Raw genomic sequence first — 24,916 nt, forward strand, 5'->3', positions numbered from 1 at the left:
TGCGGGCTTAAGGACTTGTTGAATGCCCTTAAGCCCGTTTTAGACTTAATTGTGCTTGGAGAGGGTATATGCCACCGACTGAAGGGCTAACTGACGGTAAAGCAGCGATACCGCTGTACCAACAGGTTATCGATATCATCAAAAACGAAATCAACTCCGGTGCCTACAAGGCAGGTGCGCGGATACCCAACGAATTCGAATTGGCTGAGAGCTATAAAGTTGGCCGCGTTACCGTGCGACGCGCTATTGAGGAGCTCGTCCAACAGGGCTATCTAACGAAGCGACAGGGGAAAGGCACGTTTGTCAATGCCCCCAAGCTCAAGCGCAAGAATCGCCAGAAGGATGACGTCCAGAGTTTTTCGGACGCATGCCGCGTTAACGGAATGGAACCGGGGGCGCGTGTCATTTCGAGAAAGATACTGCCGGCGGATTCCACCGAAGCACAGTTCTTTGGTGTTGCCGTTGGAACTGACTTGATCTGCGTTGAGCGCGTGCGTACTGCCGATGGCGTCCCTGTCATGCTCGAGAACAACATATATGTTTACGAGGACAACGCCTATCTATCAACGGCACCTCTATCTAACCAATCCATTTTTGAGTTCGTGCGCAACCGGACGGGCCGCACGCCCGCGTTTACCGACCCATGCACGCTTGAGATCGCGTGCGCGTCGCCCGAGGTCGCTCGGTTGTTGGCAGTTCCCGTTGGCGAACCCTTGTTTTATATGGAAGCCTTCTTTTTCGATGAGCAGCGGCGGCCGTTTATCATCGGTCGTCAGCGGATCGTTGGGTCTCGCTACGTTTTTGACATCTAGGACATTGCGAATGGAGACGCCCGGTGGATCATCTCACCGGGCGTTTCCATACCGTTCACGGCGCAAACGCAACCGTTCAACCGCGTTGCGGCAATCAGTTTGAAATTATCTTGATGACGAGAAAAGCTGCTGGTAATCTATAGAACGTCATAGAACGTTTGCCTTGTGCAAGCGTTGAAGCGAGATGCGATGCAGTCTCGAGTTCTTTGGAGGTATCTATGTCAGATACGAAGGCGAAGAAGACAAACAGACGTTTTAAGTTCAAATTACCGCATGTCTATACGATCATGTTCTTGCTGATCGTTGTCTTTGCGGTCCTGACTTGGATCGTTCCCTCTGGTCAGTATCAGCGCAAGACAATTTCGACAGCGGCGGGCGAGCGTGAAGTCGCCGTTGCTGGAACCTATGAACAGGTCGATAAGAACTACACCGATTCCGAGACCGGCGAGACCATCAATCTGGGTCAAGATATCTTCGCGGTCCTGCAAGCGCCCACCAAGGGCATCCAGGAGGCTGCCGATGTCGTTGCGTTCGTCTTATTGATTGGCGGATCGTTCGCAATCATCACCAAGACCAACGCTTTGAATGCCGGCATGAGCCGTGTGATTAAAAAGCTCAAGAACAAGGACATCCTCATCATTCCCATCACGATGACGCTGCTGTCCATTTGCGGCACTACGTTTGGTATGTCTGAGGAAGCCCTACCGTTCTATGCCATCTTCATTCCCATCATGATGGGTATCGGGTATGACTCGATGACGGCGTTTATCATCTGCTTCCTTGGTCCTAACCTGGGATATTGTGCTTCGACCATCGACCCGTTTAATGTTTTGATCGCCCAAGGCATCATTGGTATCGAGGGCAATCCTCAGCTGTGGCTGCGCGCCGTTTCTTGGGTCATCTTCACTGCCGTCGGTATCGCATGGGCCATGCGCTACGCCATGCGTGTAAAGAAAAATCCCGAGTCGTCCATTACGTACGAGGACGATAAGCTCAAGCGTGTTGAGTTTTCTGTGACCGATGCCTCCATCGAGGAAGAGTTCACTATCCGTCAGAAGCTCGTGCTTATCGATTTTGCTTGCGGTATGGGCATCATCGTCTGGGGTCTTGTTACCCAGGGCTGGTACATGAATGAGATTTCCGCCGTGTTTCTTGGCATGGGCTTGCTTGCCGGTATCCTGGGCGGTCTTGACCAGCAGACGATCGCTGAGGAGTTCGTTAAGGGTCTCGCCGACTTTGCGTACGCCGCCATCGTTATCGGTATCGCTCGCGGCATTCTGGTCATCGCCGAGGGCGGCATGATCATCGACACCATCCTCCAGGCGCTCGCTACTGCGCTCGCCGGTGCACCCGCCGCCGTCTACACCACGTTTATGTATATCGTCCTTGGCCTGCTCTCTTTGCTGGTTCCTTCGAGTTCTGGACTTGCGGCGCTCACCATGCCCGTCATGGGTCCGCTGACCGAGCTTATGGGCCTCAATCCCGAGGCTGCCGTTACCGCGCTCCAGTTTGCTAATCAGACCATCAACACTATCAGTCCCGTGGCGGGCATGACGGTCGCCGGCCTTGCCGTGTCTAAGATTTCGTTTGGCCAATGGTGGAAGACCATTTGGAAGTTCTTCATTTTCATGGTCGTCTTTGGCCTGATCGTAACGGCAATCTCTGGCATGCTTCCGGTGTAGGTGGTTGTGATGTCTGATCGTTTGACGGTCCTGACGTCTAAGAGCGTCTTTACCGGTACGGGGGACCTGCCGTTTGAAGGTTTCGTAGCGGTCCGTGGCAATCGAATTGAGGCTGTTGGCACCAAGTGTGAGGTAACTTCGTATTTGACCCAAGCGGACGAGGTAGTTGACCTGGGCGACCGCACCGTCATGCCTGGCCTGATCGATGTGCATACCTTCTATACAGGCTGGGCGCTGCGGACGTTGGGGTCTGATCTGTCCGGCATCGCTGATGCCAAAGAGGCCGTGTCGCTCTTGCGTGCATGGAAAGAAGATCATCCGGATTGCGCGGCGGCTTTTGGCCACAGCCTACCCGAAACGTTGGCATCGGATGCCGAGAACGCAAATACGGCAGCTGTGTTTGACGATTGTTTTGGCGATATCCCTGTCGTCTGCTTTACACCGGGTGCGGAGACCTGCGTTCTCAATGCTGCCGCCAGTGCACGATACGGCTTTACACCCCAGGCGTGCTATGCCGAGAAGATCTGGCGCATGATGAGCGATTTCCTCGCGCTGCTCGAGGTACGTGCGGGGTATTCGGACTACATGAGCATGCTTAACGAGCGCGGCGTTACCGCCATCAAGGAGATGGCGTTTGATGACTACTACGGTTTTGCCGACGAAATGGCTCGCCGTGAGGAATCTGGTGAGCTGACGGTTCGCGTCTCTATGATGTCGCAGCCGGTGGGTGCCGGTGCAAATCTGGCATATGCCCGCGAGGCACGAGAGCGCTTCCGGGGACCGTTCGTTCGTTTTTCTGGCTTCAACCGTATGACCGATCGCGGCGTATGGGCGGGGCTTGCCGAGATGATTGACCCCTATGAGGACACGGCCGATGCGGGCGCTGCCGGCAAGACGGTTGTCGAGGAGCCCGAGTGGGATCTGATTGAGAACGAGCTGCGCGCAATTGATGCTGACGGCTTCCGATATTCCTTGCATTGCCAGGGCGATGGCGCCGTTCGTCGCACCGTGGCGCTCTATGCCTCGCTGCCTCGAGACGAGCATGGACGGTTGCTTCGCCGCCATGCGATTACCGATCTCGAGAACTCTGATCCGACCGATCTTGTCGAGTTTGGCAAGTTAGGTGGAATTTGCGAGGTCTATCCGCAGATTCTGACGCTGGACCGGCGCGAGGATTGCCTATCGATGATGCGTCGACAAATTGGCAAGACGCGACTTTTGCACAGCTGGAATCGCCGCGGCATGGAAGATTCCGGATGCACGGTGTGCTGTGGTACGGATTTGCCGCTGCTGATTCCGAGCCTGGGCGAGTCAATCTACAGTGCGTGCGGCGGATACTTCGACGATGGACTGCCCGTGAATGAGGCCAACGCGCTGACGCTTGTCGAGCTCTTGCGTGCTTGGACTGCCGGGGGCGCGTACGATCTGATGCGCGAAGACGAGCTAGGTACGCTCGAGGTCGGCAAGCTTGCTGATATCTGCGTGCTCGATCGGGATGTGTTCGACCTCGATTATCGCGACGCACGCGATCTTTCGGTTGATATGACGATGTCGGACGGACAAATCGTGTTCGATCGTAATAAGGAGGCATAAGATGTCTGAATCCAAGCCGACGCTGCGCCGCGAACAGATTGCGGGCATGAATATCCACTACATCATGTGGTCGCTCGATTACTTCCTTGATGTGCAGCAGCGTTTGGGCTTTGAGTCCATTGAGCTGTGGTGTGCGGAGCCGCATGTGACACTCGACCATACGGGCTACTTTGAGGCTGAGGTCCTGGCGAAAAAAGCTGCAGACCGTGGGCTTAGGTATCGTACTCTGTGCCCCGAGAATGTTGTCTATCCTTGGCAATACTGCGCACGCAAACCGCTGCATGAACAGCGCAGCCTGGCGTACTTTAAGCACGGCATCGAGCTTGCCGAGGTACTTGGGTGCGACCGTATGTCCGTCAACTCGGGCTGGGGCGACTGGGACGAGGACCGCGAGGAAGCCTGGAAGCGCAGCCGCGAGCACATGTCCATTCTGGCGGAGTATGCCGGCGAGCACGGTCTGGTGCTTACGATGGAAAGCCTGCGTCCCGAGGAGAGCAACCTTGTGACGACGGTTTCCGATGCGAAGCGCATGATCGACGAGGTCGCGAGCCCGTACTTACAGCCCATGGTTGATACAACCGCGATGGGCGTTGCGGGCGAGACACTCGAGGACTGGTTTGCAGCCTTTGGTGATGGGGCAATTCACGAGATGCACTTTATCGACGGTGATCCGTATGGCCATCTGGTGTGGGGCGATGGCAAGCACGATATGGACGCCTTCGTTGCCACGCTCAACGCCCATGGTTTCGACGGCATGCTGGGCCAGGAAATCACGGACGGTCGTTACTACGATGACCCGGCGGCGGCAGATGCCAAGAACATGGCCGCATTCGAGAAATATCTGATTGACTAAAACAACTATCGGCCACGCAACCAACGTCATTGATTGTGGACCAAACAAGAAAGGAACTGGATATGAACGCACACGACCTGATCAAAGAGGCAATTGCCGAGAAGGGCAAGTTCGACAGCGTCTACTGGATTGCTTGCGGTGGCTCCATGATCGATTTGATCCCGGCTCATGAGCTTCTGCAGCGCGAAGCAACCACCTTCACTTCGTATATCTATACGGCTCGCGAGTTCGATATCATGCGTCCGCGTCGTCTGGGCGAGAAGTCCCTGGTCATTGCTTGCAGCCACAGTGGCAACACCCTCGAGGTCGTCGAGGGCTGTGAGATTGCCCTTGCTGCCGGCGCTACGGTGATCGCCCAGACCGACAACGCTGGATCCAAGATTGACTCCGGCAAGTGGACCACGTGGGTCTACCCGTGGGGCGAGGGCGTGCCGCAGGCCGAGGTCCCCGCTGGCATTTCGCTGTCGCTTGCGGCCGAGCTGCTCGATCAGCAGGAGGGCTACGCCGATCTTGCCGATATGTATGCCGGTATTGCTGAGATGGATAAGATTCTTCCTCCGGCACGCGAGAAGGTAAATGCCGAGCTGGGCGATCGCTTTGCCAAGCTTTGCCAGGAGCACGAGTTCTTCTATATTCTGGGCAGCGGTCCCAACTTTAGCCAGACCTACGGTTTCGCTATCTGCTCTCTTATGGAGATGCAGTGGCAGCACTGCAGCTACATCCACTCTGCCGAGTACTTCCACGGCCCCTTCGAGGCTACTCAGGATGGCGTTTTTTACTTCCTGCAGATGGGCTCCAGCGAGTGCCGTGCTATGGACGAGCGCGCCCTGGCGTTCCTTAAGACGCATACCGATACGCTGATGGTGCTTGATGCCAAGGAGTACGGTATGGAAGCCGTGCCGGCGAGCGTCCGTGCCTATCTGGACCCGGTGCTGTTCTACGCCATGAACTGCGAGCTGCGCGCCGCACGCGGCAAGGTGTTTGATCACGATCCCGATTTCCGCCGCTATATGGGTGTTGTCGAGTACTAGAAGGGGCAAAGGCTATGGCATTTAACGTTAACGCGCTCGGATTTGGCGACAACGTCGTCGATCGCTACGAGCATATCCACACCATGTATCCCGGCGGCAATGCGGTGAACTTCGCCGTTTATGCCAAGAAATGCGGTGCCGCACGCTCTGCATACATGGGCATTTTTGGCAATGACGCCGCTGCCGAGCATGTCATTGCAAGCCTCGAGGATGAGGGTATCGAGCTTGACAAGTGCGAGCAGATGATTGGCGAGAACGGAGCGGCTCGCGTGACCGTCGTTGACGGTGACCGTGTCTTCCTTGGCTCCAACGAGGGCGGTATCCGTGGCGATGCGCGCTATGTCCTCGATCGCTTTGACCTTGCGTACATGAAGCAGTTCGATGTGGTTCATTCGGGCAACTACTGCTTTACCGAGCGCGAGCTGCCCAAGTTGAAGGCTGCGGGCGTCACGGTCTCTTTTGACTTTTCGGACGACTCCACCGACGAGTACTACGAGCAGATTGCGCCCTACGTCGATTTCGCTTTCTTTAGTGCGGCGGATGCCGCGAGCGAGGACGAGATTCGCGAGCGTCTGGCATGGGTGAAGGGTCTGGGTCCGCGTTTTGTGTCGGCTACGGCGGGCGCCGAGGGCTGCATTGCTTACGACGGCGAGCGTTATTACCGCCAGCTGGCTAAACCGGTAACGGACATGAAGGACACCATGGGGGCGGGCGACTCGTTCCTCACCTCGTTTTTGATGTGCTATCTCGATTCCGTCAAGCGTGGTGAGGATGGCGCCGAGGCCATCGAGCGCGCGCTCGACTTTGCTGCCGGGTTTGCTTCGACCGTGTGCGGCATGGAAGGTTCTTGGGGCCACGGAGCACCAATCGTCGAATAGCTTAAGAAAGCGTACGGCGGTCTGGCTATGAGGCCTTGGACAGCCGATGCAAAACAATAAGCGAAACGCGAAAAGGGGGCTCGCCATGTGGTGGGTCCCCTTTTGAACATTGGAGAAGAGTATGGGTATTAAAGCGTGTGCGGCTGGTTTTTGCTGTGCGGACGTCTATCAAAACATCGGCGTGTTCTATCCGACTGGTAATGGCATTGACTGGGGTATCCATCTTGCACGAATGGGCGTTTCGGTATCCGCCGTGTCGGTTGTCGGCAAGGACGAGTACGGAGACAAGATGAGAGAGGCGCTGGCCGCCGAGGGGTTCGATATCTCACATCTGCGGGTGGAGGATGGCGACACCTCGGTGATGCTCATGGCATTGAAAGACGGCGTCGATCGCGTGCATCTCGAGGCAATCGATGGCGTAATGGAGACATATCGACCGAATGAAGACGACCGGGCGTTTATCCTGGAACATGACATCATTCATACCGACCTGTTTGGCAATTGTTTGGACCTCCTGCCCGAATGGCATGATGCGGGCAAGACGGTGGTTATGGACTTCTCGGTGTTCAGCCAGGATCCCGAATATGCATGTGAGGCTCATTTTCCTTACGTAGACTATGCGTTCATGTCGTTTGAAGAGGACACTCCGGAGCTACGAGACTGGGTACGCCACGTGCAGGGATTGGGACCGCGCGTTGCGGTTGCCACGCTTGGCGAGAAGGGAAGCATTGCCTATGACGGTGAGCGCTTCTATGAGTGCGGGGTCGTACCGGCGGAGAAGGTCGTTAATACCGTGGGTGCCGGCGACTCGTATATTGCCGGGTTTACCAAGGGCGTGATCGATGGCCTTGATATTCCGGCGTGTATGAAGGCGGGCGCTGAGCTGTCGTCCCGAGTGATTGGTTCGTTTGAGCCGTACTAGGGTCAAATGCCTGGAAAGGAGTACAAAATGGTTATCGACATGTTGGTTCAGCCCATGCTCTACAGCGAGATCTGTACGCCGGGTGATGAGCCTGATGGATTCGGTTTTTGGTCACGAGAATTTGGTATGGGGCATATGGGCCCCATGGATTGGGATGAGCTTCAAGTCGAGATGGACGTCTGCGATGTGCAGAAGAGCGTGCTCATGCCGCTCGATGTAACCACGGCATGCGGAGGGCATTTTGGCACCAATGACCAGATTGCCATGCTGGTTGCCGCGCATCCCGATCGTCTGTGGGGATTTGCGAGCGTAGATCCGCAGGTGAGCGGCGCCGCAGACGAATTGGAGCGCGCCTTTACCGAGTTGGGGGCAAAGGGGCTTTGCCTGCATCCGGCAAAGCAGGGTTTTGCCCCCGATGATGCTGTGGCCGAGCCGCTTTACGAGCTATGCGAGCGCTATAACAAGCCGGTGGTTTTCCATGCCGGTATGTCTTGGGAGCCGGGTGCAGAGCTCTCGCGCAGTAACCCGCTTGCATTTGAGCACACAATCGCAACGCATCCAAATGTGCGTTTTAGTTTGACCCACTTTGGCTGGCCCTGGGTGCGCGAGACCGTGGCGATGCTGCTCAAGTATCCCAACTGCTACACGGACACCTCTATCACTTACATCGATTCGCCCGAGGAGATGATGCAGCGTCTTTTCACGGTCGATATGGGGCCGCTGTGGTATGAGCGCGCGCTATCGCATCAAGTGATGTTCGCCAGCAATACGCCGCGCTTCCGTGCATTCAAACTCAAGCGGGCGCTCGATACCGTGCCCATGCGCGATGATGCGCGAGAAAGGCTCTACTGGGGTAATGCCCTGCGTTTTCTTGAAGGAGATGAGTAAACATGGTGACGCTCGAGACATTGAGCTATCTATCGACTGCTCCGGACCAGTTCATCGATATTACCGAAGACGTGCACGCTGCCATCGAACGCAGCTCGGTGACCAATGGCTTGGCGGCGATTATTTTGTCGCATACGACCTGTGGAATTGTGGTAAACGAGGGGCTGCCCTGCGTGGAGACGGATCTTATGGAGACGCTTGATCGCATCGCCCCACTCGATGCCCCCTATGCGCATGCACACTTCCTGCCGAGCTATGGAGCCACCGGCAACAACTCCTGTGGGCATATCAAGAGCATGATTTGTGGAAACAGTTGCTTCTTTCCCGTCCAAGATGGCCACATCGTGTGCGGAAGTGCCCAGAACATCTATCTTGCGGAGTTTGACGGTCCGCAGAAGCGAAAAGTGTACGTCGAGGTGCTGGGGGAGTAACGTCCCTGCAATAACCCTATGAAGGAGCACGTTATGTCGTTTCTAACTTCGATGTTCAAGAACGAAAAGCCGGTTATCGGAATGCTGCACCTGCGTCCTCTGCCGGGCGATCCGCTGTATTACCCGGGCGGAAGCGTATCGCAGGTCGTGGAAGCCGCCAAGCGCGATCTCGAGGCGTTGCAGCAGGGCGGTGTCGATGGCATTTTGATTACCAATGAGCTCTCGATGCCCTATGAGCAGCACGTTTCTCCCTCAACCCTTGCATCGATGGGCTATGTAATCGGGACTCTGTCCCATGATTTGTCGACCCCTTGGGGAGCTGAGGCAATTTACGATGGTGATGCCACAATCGAGCTGTGTGCTGCCGTCGATGCGCAGTTCACGCGCTGCATTTTTTGCGGTGCCTGGGCCGGTGATCTCGGGCTGATTAACCGAGATTTCGCTCACACCATGCGTCGCAAGGCGGCGCTGCGCCTGGACGACCTCAAGCTTTTTCATTTCATCACGAGCGAGGGGGAGGTTTATCTCAACGACCGCACGACTGCGGACATTGCCGATTCACTTCTCTTTAATTGCCTACCGGATGCGATGGTCATCGGCGGTTCGGCTGCCGGTCGTGGCGCTTCGGGCGAGCTTGCCGATGAGGTCCGCGAGCGTGTTGGCGAAGTACCTGTGGTATGTGGCACCGGTTGTCGCGAAAATACCGTGGCTGACGTATTTGCTCACTACGATGGCGCGTTTGTCGGCACGTGCTTAAAGCGCGACGGAAAGCTGGATGCCCCGGTTGATGTTGAGCGGGTAGTTCGTTTTATGGCTGCCGCTCGTGCGGCGCGAGGGGAGTAGGCACCTATGGCGCTCTATCTGGGTATTGATATTGGGACAAGCGCCTCTAAAGGCGTTTTAATCGATGATCGATGCAACATCGTTTGCCAAGCCTCTTGTGGACACGAGACGGACAACCCGCGTGATGGATGGTATCAGCATGATGCGGAGGCAGTTTGGTGGGGCGATTTTTGCCGCTTGTCGCGCGAGCTGGTGGTGCGATCGGGGGTTAACGCGGCACAGATTGGATGCGTGGGCCTTTCCGCATTGGGTTGCGACTGCGTGCCGGTCGATACCGAGTGCAACGCGCTGGCGCCCGCGATTTTGTATGGAGTCGATGCACGTTCGAAGCCGCAGATTGACGAGCTCCTTTCCGAATATGGGTCAGATCGCGCACGCGAGCTTTTCGGGCACGATCCCTGTTCGTCAGATATTGCTCCCAAGATCTTGTGGTTTAAGCAGAATATGTCCGAGGTGCACGAACGTGCCGCGAAGTTCCTGACGGCGTCATCGTTTCTATGCGCAAAGTTGACGGGGCGTTTTACGGTGGACCGTTATTTAGCGGAGGATTTTCTTCCCCTATATGACCGCTACACTTGGAAGGTTGATGCTCGGGAATGTGCTCGTTTCTGCCGGCCTGACCAGATGGCGGAGGTAATGTCGGCTACCGATATTGCCGGGGTGATTACGCAGTGTGCGGCTGAGGCGACGGGACTCGCGGCAGGGACACCTGTCTTAGTGGGAACGGGCGACTCTGGTGCCGAGGCCATTTCGACGGGTGTATTTCGTCCCGGCGATATGATGGTTCAGTTGGGGAGCACGGCGTATTTCATCTACCTAGCTGATCATATGGTCGATGATGCCCGCCTGTGGCCAGGGACGTTTATCATTCCCGGAACTTACGGGATCTGCGCGGGGACCAATACGGCGGGTGCGCTCACATCGTGGTTGCGCCAAGAGCTGTATCGCGACGCCGTGGAGGCCGAGGGCCACGGTGGCCCCGATGCATATTCGGTTATGGCACATGATGCCGCCGATGTGGCGCCGGGTGCCGATGGGCTCGTGTGTCTGCCGTACTTTGCGGGGGAGCGTACTCCGCTCAACGATCCCGAGGCGCGTGGCGTCTTCTTTGGCCTGACCGGAAGGCATACGCGAGCCCATATGGTTCGCGCCGCCTTGGAAGGCGTCGCGTATACCGTTGCATCCCATGTCGACATTATCGAGCGAGAGCATGGACTGCCAATTGGGCGCATTATGCTTGTCGGAGGTGGAACCAAGAATCCAGTTTGGATGCAGGCTATCGCCGACGTATGCGGGCGCGAGGTCTCGGTTGCCAAGGTTACGGTGGGCGCATGCTTCGGTGATGCCATCATGGCAGCTCTCGCAGGTGGCGCCTATGCATCATGGGATGAACTCGCCCAAGTCCTTGGCGTTGCGCAAACAATCGTGCCCGATATGGCTGCCCACGAGTTATATGCGTCGCGTCGTCATATCTTTGACGAATTGTATGCACGCAACTGTGATCTCATGCACGAATTGGTGTAATGCTGCCGAATTGTACTGCCTTCCAATAGGGGCTGCGTTGTGTGATTCGCATGTCCCTTGGCATTTTTTGCCCACAGGGGTTAGCGAAGGTCAAATACAGAGTGCGCATTTGCTAAAACTGCCGATTCGATGCGCTTTATGTCACAGTTTTTGAGTGAGGCGATGTGTTCCGAGGTCCTTGTGAGCGATCTGATGAGCGACTGCGCGCTTGTTTCTGTGTTTGGCTCGGCCGGCGCATCGGTCTCGAGCAGTAGACGGTCGAGTGGAATCTGTCGGGCATATTCACGTCCACGTTTAGACACAAGCATGCGTTCGTTGACGGAAAAATTACAGCTCGCATTACGCGCGCGGACGAGTTCGTCCGAAGTGCCGCTAAACCAGTGGAAGATGATAACGAGGGAGTCGGAGTTTGGGATGAGTAGTCCATGCGATTCGAGGACGTCCAGTACGGCTCCCGCTGAACGAACGGCGTGAATTGATATCACGCGCCCGGTAAGAGGATGCTGCACGAGTGTATCGCAGAGCCGGTTAAGTGCCTGTATTTGTAGCAGCTCACTTCCAGCAAAGCGCGCGGAAAAGTCGAGTCCGACTTCGCCGATATAGCGCTCTTGGGCAGCAACTTCGCAAAGCAGATTGACTTCGGCAGGACCGCAGCGGCCGTCGGCGAGCCACCAGGGATGGAGGCCGGCGCCCGCGATAATGTTTGGGTGGCGGCTGGCCCGCTTTTTTGCTGCCGCGAAGTCGCGTGGGTCGACCCCGCAGTCAAAGAGCCCCAGACCCAACGCCGCCGACTCGCTGGCTGCAGCATCGGGGCTGAGCATCAAATCAAGATGACAATGCGTGTCAAAGAATCGCGGTTCCATCGCAGGACATCCTGCTAGTCCAGGCGCTGGCCATCGGAGCGTACGCGCTCGGTGCCGCGCCCGCCGATCTGGCGGATAACCTCGCCGGCAATCATTTGACCCATGATGGGCGGCATAAAACTGGCAGTTCCCAGCTCGGTGCGCTCGTGGATGTTGGAAGGGTCGCGGGGCTGTGTCTTAACCGATTCCTCGCAGCTAAACAGTACGTGTAGGCTCTTGATTCCGCGCTTCTTGCATTCTTTGCGCATAATGCGGCTCATGGGGTCACGTACCGTATCAAAGATGTCGGCAAAGCGGAGGCACTCGGGATGGAGTTTGTTGGCCCCGCCCATGGAGCTAACCAAACGGATGTCATGGTCCTGAGCATATTTGGCAATGGTGAGCTTGGCCGAGATGGTGTCGATGGCGTCGACGACGTAGTTGAGCTTGCCGCCCGTCTGCTCCAAAACGCTCGCGAAGAAATCATCGATGTTGTCGCTCAGCAGATATTCAGTTCGCTTGATGACGGTGGTGGCGGGATTGATATCGTGGATCATGGCTTCCATAACATCGACCTTTCGCTTGCCGACGGTGCTGTGAAAGGCGATGGCCTGGCGATTGATATTGCTGGGCGCGATGGTGTCCTTGTCCAGAATCACAAAATGCCCGATGCCGCCGCGGGCAAGTGCCTCGCAGCAGCTAGAGCCCACGCCTCCGCAGCCGAGTATCAGCACCGTGGCGTTGGCGAGCTTGTCGAGTGCCTCGCGGCCCATGATGATCTCGAGCTTGGTGTCGCGTGTCTCGTTGGGAGTTGCGGCTGCGGTTTCGGTCATAGACATCCTCCGATGGGGAAGCGAATCGTGTTTTAGCTATCGCCATTATAGGTAATCGCCCATAGGTTGCGATGGCGCTTACTTTGATGTGGTTTGAAGCATTTCGATTAGATAGTTAGACAAACATCTAAATATCGAGTATAGTGTGCGCGTCATGAGGGGTGCTGAGAGGAGGTCTTATGCCGGGAGAGGGTTTTAAGGCGCTGGTCGATCCTACGCGGCGGCGCATTTTGGAACTGCTGCGCGAGGGCAATTGCACGGCGGGGGAGCTTGCCAAGCATTTCGATATCAGTAAGCCGTCGCTGAGCCATCACTTGGCGACGCTTAAAAACGCCGGGTTGGTGACCGACGAGCGCCATGGCCAAAACATCGTATACAGCTTAAACACCACCGTCATGCAGGATTTAATTGGCTGGTTTATGGGTTTTACAAACAATGAAGGTGATAAGGATGAATAACGAAAACAAGGGCATTCACCCCACAGGGGTATCGTCGCGCGTGTGGATTGCGCTGGTCGCTCTGTGCGTCGCCAATGTCGTAGCGCACCTCATGGTGATGCCGAGCTTGCCTGCGCAGATTCCCACGCACTGGGGCGCGAACGGCGCTGTCGACGGTTGGGGTCCTAGCTGGATGGCCTCCGCGCTCGGCGTGCTGCCTCTGGCGCTTCTCGCAATGTTCTGCGTGGTGCCGCGCGTCGATCCCAAAGGTGAGGCATATCGAACCTCGGGTAAGTTCTATCAGGGCTTCGTAATTGCCTTCACCTTGTTCATGTGCGCCATAAGCTGGCTGGGAGAGCTTACGGTCTGGGGCGTGGTGCCGGCGGTCGGTTCGGTCAACGTGCTGATTTCCGGTGCTGTCGGTTTGCTGTTCATCGGCGTAGGCAACTACTTGCCGCGTGTGAAGCAGAACTATACGCTCGGTATCAAGACGCCCTGGGCGCTTGCCGATCCCGAGAACTGGCGCCGTACGCAGCGCTTTGGCGGTGCCTGCTTTATGGTGCTGGGTGTTGGCCTGATTGTGATGGGCGTGGCGGGCAGCGTGCTTTCGAGTGAAGTCGTCGCCGCGGTGATTGCGGTGCTGACGTTTGGTTCAGCTGGCGCTGCCTACGTCTATTCGTATCTGCTGTGGCGCAAATCGCAGCGAGCCGTTCGCTAAGGTTGCGGAAAACTAGCGTACGCAGTTCATAGTGTGTTCCGGGGGACTTTTCCCAGGTAGTATTAGGGGTGTGGGCAACCATGCCCCTTTTTCGTTAAGTTTCAGAGCTGATTTCCTCATTTCGTTTCCACTAAAGCGAATCAAGAATAGGGAAACAGCAGGTAGAAAGGATAAAACAGGCAAATGGCGGAGTTTATCTACCAGATGTATCAGGCTCGTAAGGCCCATGGCGACAAGGTGATTCTTGACGACGTGACCCTGAGCTTCTACCCCGGTGCCAAGATCGGCGTTGTGGGTCCTAACGGCATGGGTAAGTCGACCCTGCTCAAGATCATGGCCGGCATCGAGGAGGTCTCCAACGGCGATGCCAGGCTCACTCCCGGCTACACCGTGGGCATCCTGCAGCAGGAGCCGCCGCTCGACGATGACAAGACCGTCATCGAGAACGTGCGCATGGCGTTTGGCGATATGATCGCCAAGGTCGATCGCTTCAATAAGATCGGCGAGGAGATGTGCGACCCGGATTGCGACATGGACGCCCTCATGGCCGAGATGGGAAAGCTCCAGGACGAGATTGACGCCGCCGACGGCTGGGATATCGATTCCAAGCTCGGCCAGGCCATGGACGCCCTGCAGCTGCCCGATTCTGACATGCCGGTTAACGTACTCTCTGGCGGCGAGCGACGCCGCGTGGCCCTGTGCAAGCTGCTGCTCGAGGCTCCCGACCTGCTGCTGCTCGACGAGCCTACCAACCACCTGGACGCCGAGTCGATCCTGTGGCTCGAGCACTTCCTGCACAATTACCAGGGCGCGGTGCTTGCCGTCACGCACGATCGCTACTTCCTGGATAACGTTGCCGAGTGGATCTGCGAGGTCGACCGCGGCCACCTCTATCCCTACAAGGGCAACTACTCCACGTATCTGGAGACCAAGGCCGCCCGTATCGAGGCTCAGGGTAACCGCGACGCCAAGCTCGCCAAGCGCATGGAGGCCGAGCTCGAGTGGGTGCGCAGCTCGCCCAAGGCCCGTCAGGCCAAGAACAAGGCCCGTCTGGCTCGCTACGAGGAGATGGAGGCCGAGGCCCGCGCAAGCCAGAAGCTCGACTGGACCGATATCCGCATCCCTGTGGGCCCGCGTTTGGGCAACAAGGTACTCGAGGCCCATCACCTGCACAAGGAGTTCGATGGCCGCGTGCTCATCGATGACCTTTCGTTCACCCTGCCGCGCAACGGCATCGTGGGCGTCATCGGCCCCAACGGCGTGGGCAAGACCACGCTCTTCAAGACCATCGTGGGCCTGGAGCCGCTGACTTCGGGCGAGCTCGAGGTGGGCGAGACCGTCAAGATTTCTTACGTCGACCAGAACCGTTCCGGCATCGACCCCGATAAGAACCTATGGGAGGTCGTCTCGGACGGCCTGGACCACATGATGGTCGGCGAGACCGAGGTTCCGAGCCGCGCGTACGTGGCGAGCTTTGGCTTTAAGGGCCAGGACCAGCAGAAGCGCGCCGGCGTACTCTCCGGTGGCGAGCGCAACCGTCTGAACTTGGCGCTCACGCTCAAGCAGGGCGGCAACCTGCTGCTCCTCGACGAGCCCACGAACGACCTCGACGTCGAGACGCTGTCCTCGCTCGAAGCGGCGCTACTCGAGTTCCCGGGCTGCTCGGTGGTCATTAGCCATGACCGTATGTTCCTAGACCGCGTCGCCACGCACATTCTGGCGTGGGAGGGCACCGACGAGAACCCGGGCAACTGGTATTGGTTCGAGGGCAACTTCGAGGCCTATCAGGCCAACCGCATCGAGCGCCTGGGCGAGGACGCAGCCCAGCCGCATCGTATTCACCGCAAGCTCACGCGTGACTAGTAGCAAGTAGAAAGGCCGCCAGCAAGGGCGGCCTTTCTTGTAGCAATTGCACTGCGGCTATGCCCTGACTGCCGGTTTGATTCATAATCAAAGTCATCTCTTTGGGATTAAAGCCCGTTTTTGCTATGAGTGATTTTCTAATTCCGTTTAAAACGTAAAGATGTATTGGGTTACAAGGACATAAGCAAATCGAATTGAAATATAACCAGTGCTGTAACGTTACAAAAAAGGTTATAGAATGGGAGTATCTTATAAGTCGCTCCTCTAGAAAGAAGAACATATGCTTTCGCGTCGTCGTTTTCTGCAACTTGTCGCGTCTTCAATTGTCGCCTTAGCCGCACGTCCGAAAGAGGTTTTTGCTTCGACGGGCAATATTGATGGTGAGCAGATACAATTTACTTCAGAAATTGCGCAAGAGCTTGCCGATAAATATATAAAGGGACTCCTCGGCTCTTCGTATACGCCTTCTGACCCTATTCCTTTTGTAGACGTTGATGGGTCCCCGCTTGGCTACATTGTTCCGGTTGTGACATTCAATAGAGCCGCGGGCTATTTGGTTTTAGATGCTTCAGATGATGAAATACTTACGGGATATCGTTTTGGAGACGGCTTAGTCAGCCCTATGGATCGGGGAGGAGATCTTGGTGTTGAGTCTTATTCTTTCAATAACCCAGTCGTAATGATCAATCCATTCGAATTCGGTGTGCAATCTTTGGACGGTTCAATAACAACAAATTGCGGAAGAACAATCCCGGCTGTTTCCATAGAAGGACGGCCTGTCGTTTTATCGAATAAACCTTCAAGCTGGAACGATGTCGTAATTTACGCAACTCAAATGCAGGATTACACAGTATCTGGATTTCGTTCCATTTCTCAGTTTATGTCATATGATGAAAGCGAGATTAAGAGGCTTACTGCCCACTATGCTTGTATGGTGACAGCTTTTTCGAACGTTGCGGAACTGTATGGCATTGCCAATTTATATAGCGACCCTTCGCAATATATGCAGATATGGAATTACACCAATACCCATGCTCTTTCCGATGAAGAACAGACTGTTCCCGGCGTTGTTTTGGGCGGAACGCCGATATCAACCTGTGCAACGGGGTTTACAAATTACTGCGCAAGCAGAGGAAGTACTCTTATCGCCCGCACTGTCTCCTCTCCGGCTATCGTGAGCATTCAAAATGAGATTAACTCTAATAGACCGAATGTTTTACATGCGAGTTTGTACAACGGATCAGCCCATTCTGTAACAGCGGAGGCTTACGCCACACTTACTGGTAAGAAAACTGGAGAGACAAGGCAGATGATTGGCATAGCGGACGGCTGGAATTCATCTTTATCCTTCCTGAAGTATGATCAGAGCTATTATGCGTGGACTTATGGAACGACTTTTTCGAAGTAGGGCGATTCGTCTAGCTCTGTCTTTGGTGCTGATGGCTTCATTGGTGGGCTGTTCAACAAAGGAAGAGATATCGCGCGGAGGTTCCGGAGAAGTGACTGCGACAGACTCAGGTTCATTAGAAATAGCTGGCGGGCATGCCGATGTGATGTTACAAGGAAAAGGCGTGCTTAGGTCGATTGATGCTGAAGACGCTGTCTGCTCAATAGAGGATTTGAAGACAGGTGAAACTGCATCGTACCGAGTTTCAGATAATGCTGCGAATATGATTGAGTCGATACCGACTGGAGCGCAGGTTTCTTTTAGATACTTTGCTCCGCAACTTGAGGATGAGCTTGCTTCTCTGGTGTCTATATGCGCCGATGACAACTAAAAGGCCTGAATTCAAACGGCCTCGGATGGTCAATTGGCTATCCGAGGCCGTTTTTTACTCGACCGGGGCTTCGACCTTGTCGATGGCCCAGGTGGCTCCGAGGCCGCCGGTGGTGTTGCGGCGAATGCGTACGGTGACTTCGTGGCGCTCGCCGGCCTGCGTGTAGCGCAGGGGGAAGCTTGCGCGGTTTCGCGCGGCCTCGATGGCGCCGCGTTCGCGGGCGATCCAGTAGTACTCGCCGACGATGCCGAGCGTGTCGGCGCCGTAGGGGAGATAGGTCGACAACTGGTGCAGAAGCGGGCCGGGGCAGAAGACCTCGGTTGCGAAATCGACGGGGAAGTCCTCGGGGATGGCGGGCGTTGCGGGTGCGGGGGCCGGTGCTGCAGCGGGGACCGGAGCCGGTGCGGGAATCTGGTCATAGACAGGTTCGGATGCGGACTCGATGACGGGTGCAGACTCAGGCACCGGTTCCGGCTTAACTGCGGAATCTGTCGGTTCCACGGAGACGGATGTGTCTTCAGTCTCGGTTTTGGCATCGGCTTGCGGGGCGTCCTCTGCCTCGACAGGCAGCTTTGCTTCGACCGGCGTGGATGCCATGGTGGTGATGCCGGCATTGGCGTTCTCGGGGTCATAGACAACCGTGAGCGAGATGGCGGGCTGCGGCGTCTCGGGCTCCGGCGCCGACTCGGTAGCGCCTTGATCGGCGGGCTCGTCGGACTGATCGTCCTCGGCCTCGTTGCCAAAGACATCGCCGTTTTGGAACGCAGACGTCTCGGGTTGGTTAGCGGCTTCTTCGGTTGTCGACTTGGGGGCCTCGTTGAGCTCCACAGCGGCTTCCTGCTCTGACATGACTTCGGGATCGGTCATGGCGGCGATTTCGGTTTCGGCTTCTGCTGCTACCTCAATAGCGACTTCGATCTCTGTCTCGGGCTCGGGCTCCGGAGCGACTTCGGCCACGGGCTCGGGACGCTTAACGTGCTTGGGGCGTACAGCCTTGAGGTCTTTCTCGCCGCGCTTTTTCTTTTTGTAGGACTGCTTGGTGCCCTTGGCTGCCTTGGGCTTGTCCTCGCCTTTGGCAAGGGCGGTATCCCAGGCCTCGTTGGCGATGACGGTGGCATACAGGCGGCCGCCCTTAAAGACGGTCAGTTTAATGCAGTCGTCGAGTTCCTCGAGCAACTCGCGCGTGGACTCGAAGCCCAGGTCATAAGCGGCCATGTCGCCGGTGGCGAGCGCCTCCTCGACCTGCGTCATAAACGTTTGCTTGCCGCATCCAATCGCATCGCGCAGCAGGCGATACAGATAGATGTGGTTGCCCAGCGATAGCGTGGGCTTAACTATTGTCTTGCTCATGGCAAATCTCCTCTTTACACACCAAAGCATCTTACCATCGCACGGGGCGTGCTACCTCGGCGCCCAAGGCAAACGGGCGCGACCGTTGCCGGTTCGCGCCCGTTATACAGATCGGTTCTCTATGAGAAGCAAACGTGCTTAGTTGCCCGATGTCGTGCCTTGGCTTGAACTGTCAGATGTCGTGCCCGATGTGGTGCCACTCGAATTGCTGTTGCTGCTGTTTGCTGTGCCCGTTCCCGACGTGGTGTCGCTCGTCTGGTCGCCCGTGCTCGGTTGAGAGCCGTCAGTCGTTTGGCTTGAGTCGGTCGTGCCGGATTGCGTACCGCTGTTGGCCGTAGAGGAATCGGTGCCCTGCGATTGGTTTTGGGTGTTCGAGGACGAATTGGCAGAGGCAGAACTGTCTTGCGTGTCGTCCGTCTGTGCCTGCTGATCCTGCGACTGGGTGTTGCCATTTGCATCGCTCTCGGTCGTGCGCGACGACAGGATTGGCTCGGGACGCTCGCCCAGACCCTCACCGGCGGTGGTGATGAGGATGGCGCCGGCGCAGGCGATAACTGCGACGATGGCGATGGCGATCGAGAAGATAATGACCTTCTTTTGCGTCTGGCTGCGCTCTGCTGCCGCCTTGGCGCGCAGACTGTTGGGGGCGACGCGCGCCGTGGTCGCGCGTCCCGCGACCTGGCGCATTTCCTGTGTAGTCGCGGCGCCGCCTAGGTGCTCCTCGGCATTAAGCTCAACGGGCTCATAGGCGCCGGCGGGGTAGTCGACGGCGGCGTGCGTACCTTTGAGGGCTTCGGCGCTGGCAGAGATAAAGTGGCGGTAGACCTGCGAGGACACAACGGTGATGACCGAGCTCACGGCGGCACCAATTACTGAACCAGCGATACCAATCTTGGAGGCAAGCGCGACGCTCGTGGCGGCAGCTGCGGCGCCGGCGATGATCTGGGGAATAGAGATGTCGTCGAACAGGCCCTTTTTGGGCGCGATGGCCATGGTTTGTCCGATGGAATGGTTCTCGTGCGCGCCGTTGTTGAGCGATGCCGGTGTCATGACGCGCGTGCGCGGCGCGTCGGTGTATTCAGTCGTCATACGGGGTCCTCCCGGTGTAAATCTGCTTCGTTTTGTGTAGCCATCAGGGTACCCACCAGATGTGAATCGTACGTGACATTTAACAGATACCATCAACTCATCAAGGGGGCTCGCTGTCTTTGGTGTAATAGCTTGATGCTAAACTGGATTTATGATTGCGAGGTGGTTTACGTGATGTACCCGTATATGACATTCGAAGATGGTACCGAGGTCATTCACTCTGACTTGATTATCGATGGCGATACCGAAAAGGTTATCGTGCATTTTGAACGACCGACGGCAGAGGGCTTCGACTCCGCTCGTTGTGAGTTGCCTTCCTGTTCGTGGACTGACTGGGAAGGGCATTTTACTCAGAGTGAAAAACGAGCTTTCGAAGAGTGTCTGAGCAAATAAATTAGTTCGAGTTTAGTTCGAATAAAGAAGCTGAATGCGATGACCTAAAGCGTATGCATTTTTAGTATTAGATGCGTATGAAATGGAGGATGTGAATGGATGAGCTAATAGACTTTAAAAAACGATTTCTCAAGAATGGCGAGCTGGTTTCAATTCCAAAAAAGGAAAGCTATAAAAGAATCATGCTGCTATGGGCCGTCTCTTTCTTTGAATTAAATACAAGTTATACGGAGCTTCAGGTTAATCGTGTGCTGTCACAGCTCTATCCTGATTATGCCGTGTTGAGGCGGTACTTGGTTGATTATGGATTCCTATTAAGGGATGAACGAGGCCTGAAATACGAGGTTAATCGTGATGTTCACGGTATTGAGAGCTAGCCGTCCGGTTCGGGTCCTATATATTGCTAGAGGGATAAGCGAAATAGGCAATTGGTGTGCGAATATTGCTTTGCCAATGCTGATTTACGAGGTAACTCACGATGTTTCTGCAACTGCTTTGATGGTCTGCTGCAGATTTGCCCCCTCTCTGTTTTCAGTTGCGCTCGCGCAGCTGCCTCAGAAGATGGGTATCGGGACACTGCAGGCCATGAGATTGGCAGACTTAATTCGCGCGGGATTATTCGTTTGCTATATTTTTGTTGATAGTAAATGGAGTATGTTTGCTATTACGTGCGCGGTATCGCTTTGCCGAACGGTAGAAATGCCCTGCTTTTACTCGTTGTTAAGAGCCAATACGAATAGTATCAATCGCGACGTAATTAATAATTCGTTTGGGTTCCTGCAGAATTTGATGATGGTTCTGGGGCCAGTTGCCGGCGGTTTTGTTGTCGCTCAATTTGGGGCGGAGGCTGTTCTTGCATTAGACGCGCTTTCTTTTGCCGCGTCGTTCTGGTTGCTGCGAGATGTTCCGTCGGTTATCGAGGTTAATGATAAAGAGGGAATAAGCAAAAATGAAAAAAACAGGACTGCATTTAGTGATCTTAGCGCGAAGCACTTGGCAATTGGTTTCCTATTAATCGATATTTCTAGTGGCGTGGCATTCGGCTCTCTGAATTCTCTTTTGCCAGCTATAGCGCAATTGCAATTTGACTCGTCATCGATACAATACGGATTCCTTCAGAGTAGTCTTACAATCGGACTGTTGTTCGGAAATACAATATATGGTCGTTTAATCAGTGGTTCCGATTGCGTTAAATCATATTGTTTTGTGACGTATCTTGCGCTCGGTGCATATCTGGCGTTTGGCTATCGCTATGCGTCTGGGATATCGTTTATTTTCCTTTTTATCGTCGGTGCCGGAAACGCCATTCAAGATGTGCTTCTCATAACATCGCTGCAGGATTTGGCGAGAGACGGATCTGAATCGATAAGCCTGTTTTCAATTAGGGAGTCTTTGCAATCGGTTGCTGTTGTTATTTCAACACTTCTTGTTTCGCTGTTCACGAGCATCGCGATGTTCTCAATTCTCGTTACAGGACTTGGTGTATTTTCAATTATGATGGTAGTTGTGTTTCAATTGAATTATTTGCGAAAGATGTGACGTTGATATGCCTAAAACGCTTTTAGTATTTCCCCCAGGATGGAGTCCAGTGGGGCCGTATCTTGCCTTGCCTGTTTTGAAGTCATATCTTCAAGAGGTTGAACAATACAAAGTTGACATTGTTGACTTAAACGTGGAATTTTACGATGACCTCCTATCTTTTAGACATGTCGAAGAGTGCTGTAAAAGGTATCGGGAATCAAAGGATTCGTTTAGTTCGAATGTTCAATTAACAATCGAGTTGATACAAAAGTCGGCACTTAATGTTGACGAGGCAAAAGATATTTTCAGATCGAAGAGATACTTTAATCTAAAAGAAAGACAATATGCTGAAAACATTTTTAGAAATGCACTCTATATCATAAATCACGTCTCATATGGAGTTAAATACACGTTCAACTCCATAGATCTGCCCTATGATTATTATTCGACACCAGAAATAATGAAATCGCTTGCGGATACCTTGCATAATCCGTTTATTTCCTTCTATGAAACTGCCTTTCTTAAGCGTATTCAGAGGGAAAAAATCGAGTTTATTGGGATTTCGGTGAGCGGCTGTTTCCAATTGATTTCTGCAGTTACGTTAGCGAAACTGATTAAAGAAGAATGTCCATCTGTTAAACACGTCTCATTGGGCGGCAATTACATTACTCGTTTAGCAGATGACTGCATGAAAGAATGGCATCCCTTTTTTGAATACATTGATTCGATAATGATGTATGACGGCGAAGAGCCGCTTGCACGTCTTCTTGAGGCTCTTGACTCTGGTGATGACAATCTCGACTGTGTTCCAAACCTTTGCCATGCTAAAGGTGGAAAGATATATAAAAACCATCGGATTGAGCAAACATTTATCAACGATACAGTTCCCGATTTCGATGGCTTCGCCCTTTCTAAATACTTCATGCCTGAGTTAATATTGCCGGTTTATTCCTCTAGGCAGTGTTTTAATCATTGCGCCTTCTGCACCATTCCCGGTGCTACCGGTGGTTGTTACCGAAAGATGCCTATATCGAGAGTATTTGAAATAATGTGTCGGTTAAATGAAAAATACGGCACGAGAGTTTTCTCTTTTGTGGATGAAACATTCGAAGGCAAAAGAATGGAGCAACTCGCGGATGAAATAAACGCATCGGGAAAAACGTTTTTCTGGCATGGAGAAACGAGGTTCTCTCCAACCCTAAGTACAGACGTTTTTAACAAGATATACCAAAGTGGATGTAGGCAGATTCAGTTTGGCCTCGAGTCATATAACCAAAGAGTTCTTGATCTAATGAAGAAGAACACGAGAGTTGATTGGATTGATCGCAATATCCATGATTGTCTCAATGCGGGTATTCCTGTTCATCTATTTTTTATGATTGGCTTTCCGACCGAAACTAAAGAAGAGGCTCTGAACACCTTAGCTTATACAGAGAATGTTTTGAATTATTCAAAACAGGTATGTGGTGTTCCATATTCCACGAGAGGATTTACGAATTTTGGTCTCGTTATGGGGTCGGATGTTTGGAATCATCCCGATAAGTATGGTGTCTCTGTAATGCCGAAGTCCCAATATGAGGATTTGCGCCTCGAAGTGGATTATGTTTCAGGCACTGGTTTAACTTTAAATGAAGCAAAATCCTTATCTGATGAGCATCATATTGATTTTTATATGCAAGAGGTCATAAACGGTAGCGACACAATTGACTTGCCCCAGCGGCTTCATATTTCAGAGGTGACCTGGATCCTAGATTCTATTCACGCTGTCAGGTATAAGGGACATTTGACCAAAGTAAAGCGACGGCTAACTAGTCTAAATCCAGCTGATCGAATCTGGCTGGATTCCAAGACCTCTGTCGTGCTCGTTGAGCCATTTGCCTACTTCTATAATTCTGAATACCATCATGTCTATGCTGTTTCCCAGTTGGTATATCTTAAGTTGGCCCGTTTATTGGAGGCCGATTGTAGCATTTCTCTTATTCTTGATCAGGGCGACCTCGAGCTGACAAGGGCGATAGAAGAACTGTTGCATTATGGATTGCTGAATACAAATATCGATGCCGATTATGTAATGCACGATAATGGTTTTCAATTGGTTAAAAGTTCGTTTGTTAAAGAAGTCGGACGCTCAAAAGAGGGGTTAAGAGTACTACTGAGTTGTGCCACCCATAGAATGTGTGCGGTTAATGATTTTTCGTTCGCTTTGCTTTCGTTGTTTGAAAAGCCGATTACTAAGAACGAGGTGCGCGACATTTTGAAAAAAGAGGGACTATCGGCAAACGAGGAGCAATTAAACAAGTTGGTTGATAATTGCATGAAAGCAGATATACTACAATTGATTAGATAGAGGAGGTTTCTGCATGGACGTTATTAACAAAGATCTCTTGGAGCAACTGAAAGAGTCTCAGGAAGAGGGCGTCGTGGTAGAAGTGTTCGACTTTGAGGACTACATGGATAAATTCTGCCATTAGTTTTGGAATTTACTTGCCTCGCTTAAAGGAGAAGTCGATTATCGATTTCTCCTTTTTTAATTAAAGATATTTTTGGAATACATGCTCTTAGCACAGGTTGGCGTCTCAGTAAACTGGGAGGTTGCTTTGGCTAGATAGAGATATGTGAACGTCCGTTAGACTGA

General features: G+C 53.9%; 23 protein-coding genes. 19 read left to right on the plus strand and 4 right to left on the minus strand.

The genetic code is table 11. The features are described 5' to 3' along the window. The first annotated feature begins 68 nt into the window (after nucleotides 1-68). The 11 genes from AAAT03_RS00240 (at nucleotide 69) to AAAT03_RS00290 (ending at nucleotide 11,457) form a co-directional block, all read left to right on the plus strand. Complete coding sequence (locus AAAT03_RS00240) at nucleotides 69-812, plus strand: GntR family transcriptional regulator (protein WP_349102314.1); 744 nt, start codon at nucleotides 69-71, stop codon at nucleotides 810-812. Nucleotides 813-1,030: 218 nt separating this feature from the next. Continuing rightward, nucleotides 1,031-2,494 (plus strand): putative basic amino acid antiporter YfcC, encoded by a 1,464-nt coding sequence (locus tag AAAT03_RS00245; protein WP_161194911.1) that lies wholly within the window; start codon nucleotides 1,031-1,033, stop codon nucleotides 2,492-2,494. Nucleotides 2,495-2,503: 9 nt separating this feature from the next. Then, complete coding sequence (locus AAAT03_RS00250; protein WP_161194584.1) at nucleotides 2,504-4,087, plus strand: amidohydrolase family protein; 1,584 nt, start codon at nucleotides 2,504-2,506, stop codon at nucleotides 4,085-4,087. A gap of 1 nt (nucleotide 4,088) precedes the next feature. After that, complete coding sequence (locus tag AAAT03_RS00255; RefSeq protein WP_161194583.1) at nucleotides 4,089-4,940, plus strand: sugar phosphate isomerase/epimerase family protein; 852 nt, start codon at nucleotides 4,089-4,091, stop codon at nucleotides 4,938-4,940. Nucleotides 4,941-5,002: 62 nt separating this feature from the next. Next, nucleotides 5,003-5,971 carry an SIS domain-containing protein gene (locus AAAT03_RS00260; protein ID WP_273377892.1) on the plus strand — a complete coding sequence of 323 codons (969 nt, stop codon included), beginning with the start codon at nucleotides 5,003-5,005 and terminating at the stop codon, nucleotides 5,969-5,971. 14 nt (nucleotides 5,972-5,985) lie between these two features. After that, nucleotides 5,986-6,849 (plus strand): PfkB family carbohydrate kinase, encoded by an 864-nt coding sequence (locus AAAT03_RS00265; protein WP_161194581.1) that lies wholly within the window; start codon nucleotides 5,986-5,988, stop codon nucleotides 6,847-6,849. A 121-nt stretch (nucleotides 6,850-6,970) separates the two neighbouring features. Next, nucleotides 6,971-7,771, plus strand: a complete 801-nt coding sequence (gene frlD, locus AAAT03_RS00270) for a fructoselysine 6-kinase (protein ID WP_161194580.1) — start codon at nucleotides 6,971-6,973, stop codon at nucleotides 7,769-7,771. A gap of 27 nt (nucleotides 7,772-7,798) precedes the next feature. Further along, on the plus strand, nucleotides 7,799-8,659 hold the full coding sequence (locus tag AAAT03_RS00275) for an amidohydrolase family protein (RefSeq protein WP_349102315.1): 861 nt from the start codon (nucleotides 7,799-7,801) through the stop codon (nucleotides 8,657-8,659). 2 nt (nucleotides 8,660-8,661) lie between these two features. Beyond that, nucleotides 8,662-9,090: a secondary thiamine-phosphate synthase enzyme YjbQ gene (locus AAAT03_RS00280; protein ID WP_006234356.1), complete on the plus strand. Its 429-nt coding sequence runs from the start codon at nucleotides 8,662-8,664 to the stop codon at nucleotides 9,088-9,090. A 33-nt stretch (nucleotides 9,091-9,123) separates the two neighbouring features. Next, entirely contained in the window at nucleotides 9,124-9,933 is an 810-nt protein-coding gene (locus AAAT03_RS00285; RefSeq protein WP_349102316.1) for a BtpA/SgcQ family protein, read from the plus strand. Between the two features lie 6 nt (nucleotides 9,934-9,939). Then, nucleotides 9,940-11,457, plus strand: a complete 1,518-nt coding sequence (locus AAAT03_RS00290) for an FGGY-family carbohydrate kinase (RefSeq protein ID WP_349102317.1) — start codon at nucleotides 9,940-9,942, stop codon at nucleotides 11,455-11,457. 80 nt (nucleotides 11,458-11,537) lie between these two features. Here AAAT03_RS00290 and AAAT03_RS00295 read toward each other — a convergent pair whose 3' ends face one another. Together AAAT03_RS00295 and AAAT03_RS00300 are read right to left on the minus strand one after the other, a co-directional pair. After that, nucleotides 11,538-12,320: a TatD family hydrolase gene (locus AAAT03_RS00295; protein WP_349102318.1), complete on the minus strand. Its 783-nt coding sequence runs from the start codon at nucleotides 12,318-12,320 to the stop codon at nucleotides 11,538-11,540. Nucleotides 12,321-12,334: 14 nt separating this feature from the next. Further along, nucleotides 12,335-13,132, minus strand: coding sequence for a tRNA threonylcarbamoyladenosine dehydratase (locus tag AAAT03_RS00300; RefSeq protein WP_349102319.1), 798 nt, complete (start codon nucleotides 13,130-13,132; stop codon nucleotides 12,335-12,337). Nucleotides 13,133-13,311: 179 nt separating this feature from the next. Between AAAT03_RS00300 and AAAT03_RS00305 the strand changes: the two genes are divergently transcribed. The 5 genes from AAAT03_RS00305 to AAAT03_RS00325 all read left to right on the plus strand — a co-directional run bounded on the left by AAAT03_RS00305 (nucleotide 13,312) and on the right by AAAT03_RS00325 (nucleotide 17,928). Continuing rightward, nucleotides 13,312-13,590, plus strand: coding sequence for an autorepressor SdpR family transcription factor (locus tag AAAT03_RS00305; RefSeq protein ID WP_349102320.1), 279 nt, complete (start codon nucleotides 13,312-13,314; stop codon nucleotides 13,588-13,590). Beyond that, nucleotides 13,583-14,287, plus strand: a complete 705-nt coding sequence (locus AAAT03_RS00310; RefSeq protein WP_161194574.1) for an SdpI family protein — start codon at nucleotides 13,583-13,585, stop codon at nucleotides 14,285-14,287. The genes AAAT03_RS00305 and AAAT03_RS00310 overlap by 8 nt, the downstream gene beginning before the upstream one ends. Before the next feature lie 183 nt (nucleotides 14,288-14,470). Further along, nucleotides 14,471-16,150: an energy-dependent translational throttle protein EttA gene (gene ettA / locus AAAT03_RS00315; RefSeq protein ID WP_055251458.1), complete on the plus strand. Its 1,680-nt coding sequence runs from the start codon at nucleotides 14,471-14,473 to the stop codon at nucleotides 16,148-16,150. Nucleotides 16,151-16,430: 280 nt separating this feature from the next. Beyond that, a complete protein-coding gene (locus AAAT03_RS00320; RefSeq protein ID WP_273376837.1) occupies nucleotides 16,431-17,558 on the plus strand; it encodes a hypothetical protein in 1,128 nt (375 codons plus the stop codon). Nucleotides 17,559-17,589: 31 nt separating this feature from the next. Next, the gene (locus tag AAAT03_RS00325) at nucleotides 17,590-17,928 is read left to right on the plus strand and encodes a hypothetical protein (RefSeq protein ID WP_147346212.1); all 339 of its coding nucleotides are present in this window, start codon (nucleotides 17,590-17,592) and stop codon (nucleotides 17,926-17,928) included. A 54-nt stretch (nucleotides 17,929-17,982) separates the two neighbouring features. Here the strand turns inward: AAAT03_RS00325 and AAAT03_RS00330 are convergent, their stop codons facing one another. After that, nucleotides 17,983-19,278: a hypothetical protein gene (locus tag AAAT03_RS00330; RefSeq protein WP_349102321.1), complete on the minus strand. Its 1,296-nt coding sequence runs from the start codon at nucleotides 19,276-19,278 to the stop codon at nucleotides 17,983-17,985. Nucleotides 19,279-19,416: 138 nt separating this feature from the next. Then, complete coding sequence (locus AAAT03_RS00335) at nucleotides 19,417-20,367, minus strand: hypothetical protein (protein ID WP_349102322.1); 951 nt, start codon at nucleotides 20,365-20,367, stop codon at nucleotides 19,417-19,419. A 488-nt stretch (nucleotides 20,368-20,855) separates the two neighbouring features. Here AAAT03_RS00335 and AAAT03_RS00340 point away from each other — a divergent pair, with 488 nt between their 5' ends. Genes AAAT03_RS00340 through AAAT03_RS00350 form a run of 3 tightly spaced genes read left to right on the plus strand, consistent with a single transcriptional unit; the run spans nucleotide 20,856 to nucleotide 24,628 of the window. Then, complete coding sequence (locus AAAT03_RS00340) at nucleotides 20,856-21,137, plus strand: DUF2087 domain-containing protein (protein ID WP_055251466.1); 282 nt, start codon at nucleotides 20,856-20,858, stop codon at nucleotides 21,135-21,137. Continuing rightward, nucleotides 21,115-22,299: an MFS transporter gene (locus AAAT03_RS00345; protein ID WP_082435530.1), complete on the plus strand. Its 1,185-nt coding sequence runs from the start codon at nucleotides 21,115-21,117 to the stop codon at nucleotides 22,297-22,299. Before AAAT03_RS00340 ends, AAAT03_RS00345 begins: the two co-directional genes overlap by 23 nt. 7 nt (nucleotides 22,300-22,306) lie before the next feature. Further along, nucleotides 22,307-24,628: a radical SAM protein gene (locus AAAT03_RS00350; RefSeq protein WP_195245733.1), complete on the plus strand. Its 2,322-nt coding sequence runs from the start codon at nucleotides 22,307-22,309 to the stop codon at nucleotides 24,626-24,628. Nucleotides 24,629-24,916: the final 288 nt, after the last annotated feature.

The sequence above is a fragment of the Collinsella sp. CLA-AA-H167 genome (assembly GCF_040095305.1).
Taxonomy (GTDB): domain Bacteria; phylum Actinomycetota; class Coriobacteriia; order Coriobacteriales; family Coriobacteriaceae; genus Collinsella.

Coding starts and splice junctions, on each gene's coding strand:
- AAAT03_RS00255 (WP_161194583.1), top strand. CDS start 4,089: ATGTCTGAATCCAAGCCGACGCTGCGCCGCGAACAGATTGCGGGCATG.
- AAAT03_RS00300 (WP_349102319.1), bottom strand. CDS start 13,132: ATGACCGAAACCGCAGCCGCAACTCCCAACGAGACACGCGACACCAAG.
- ettA (WP_055251458.1), top strand. CDS start 14,471: ATGGCGGAGTTTATCTACCAGATGTATCAGGCTCGTAAGGCCCATGGC.
- AAAT03_RS00330 (WP_349102321.1), bottom strand. CDS start 19,278: ATGAGCAAGACAATAGTTAAGCCCACGCTATCGCTGGGCAACCACATC.
- AAAT03_RS00325 (WP_147346212.1), top strand. CDS start 17,590: ATGGCTTCATTGGTGGGCTGTTCAACAAAGGAAGAGATATCGCGCGGA.
- AAAT03_RS00275 (WP_349102315.1), top strand. CDS start 7,799: ATGGTTATCGACATGTTGGTTCAGCCCATGCTCTACAGCGAGATCTGT.
- AAAT03_RS00310 (WP_161194574.1), top strand. CDS start 13,583: ATGAATAACGAAAACAAGGGCATTCACCCCACAGGGGTATCGTCGCGC.
- AAAT03_RS00350 (WP_195245733.1), top strand. CDS start 22,307: ATGCCTAAAACGCTTTTAGTATTTCCCCCAGGATGGAGTCCAGTGGGG.
- AAAT03_RS00290 (WP_349102317.1), top strand. CDS start 9,940: ATGGCGCTCTATCTGGGTATTGATATTGGGACAAGCGCCTCTAAAGGC.
- AAAT03_RS00340 (WP_055251466.1), top strand. CDS start 20,856: ATGGATGAGCTAATAGACTTTAAAAAACGATTTCTCAAGAATGGCGAG.
- AAAT03_RS00265 (WP_161194581.1), top strand. CDS start 5,986: ATGGCATTTAACGTTAACGCGCTCGGATTTGGCGACAACGTCGTCGAT.
- AAAT03_RS00240 (WP_349102314.1), top strand. CDS start 69: ATGCCACCGACTGAAGGGCTAACTGACGGTAAAGCAGCGATACCGCTG.
- AAAT03_RS00245 (WP_161194911.1), top strand. CDS start 1,031: ATGTCAGATACGAAGGCGAAGAAGACAAACAGACGTTTTAAGTTCAAA.
- AAAT03_RS00305 (WP_349102320.1), top strand. CDS start 13,312: ATGCCGGGAGAGGGTTTTAAGGCGCTGGTCGATCCTACGCGGCGGCGC.
- AAAT03_RS00320 (WP_273376837.1), top strand. CDS start 16,431: ATGCTTTCGCGTCGTCGTTTTCTGCAACTTGTCGCGTCTTCAATTGTC.
- AAAT03_RS00280 (WP_006234356.1), top strand. CDS start 8,662: ATGGTGACGCTCGAGACATTGAGCTATCTATCGACTGCTCCGGACCAG.
- AAAT03_RS00345 (WP_082435530.1), top strand. CDS start 21,115: ATGTTCACGGTATTGAGAGCTAGCCGTCCGGTTCGGGTCCTATATATT.
- AAAT03_RS00335 (WP_349102322.1), bottom strand. CDS start 20,367: ATGACGACTGAATACACCGACGCGCCGCGCACGCGCGTCATGACACCG.
- AAAT03_RS00250 (WP_161194584.1), top strand. CDS start 2,504: ATGTCTGATCGTTTGACGGTCCTGACGTCTAAGAGCGTCTTTACCGGT.
- frlD (WP_161194580.1), top strand. CDS start 6,971: ATGGGTATTAAAGCGTGTGCGGCTGGTTTTTGCTGTGCGGACGTCTAT.
- AAAT03_RS00285 (WP_349102316.1), top strand. CDS start 9,124: ATGTCGTTTCTAACTTCGATGTTCAAGAACGAAAAGCCGGTTATCGGA.
- AAAT03_RS00260 (WP_273377892.1), top strand. CDS start 5,003: ATGAACGCACACGACCTGATCAAAGAGGCAATTGCCGAGAAGGGCAAG.
- AAAT03_RS00295 (WP_349102318.1), bottom strand. CDS start 12,320: ATGGAACCGCGATTCTTTGACACGCATTGTCATCTTGATTTGATGCTC.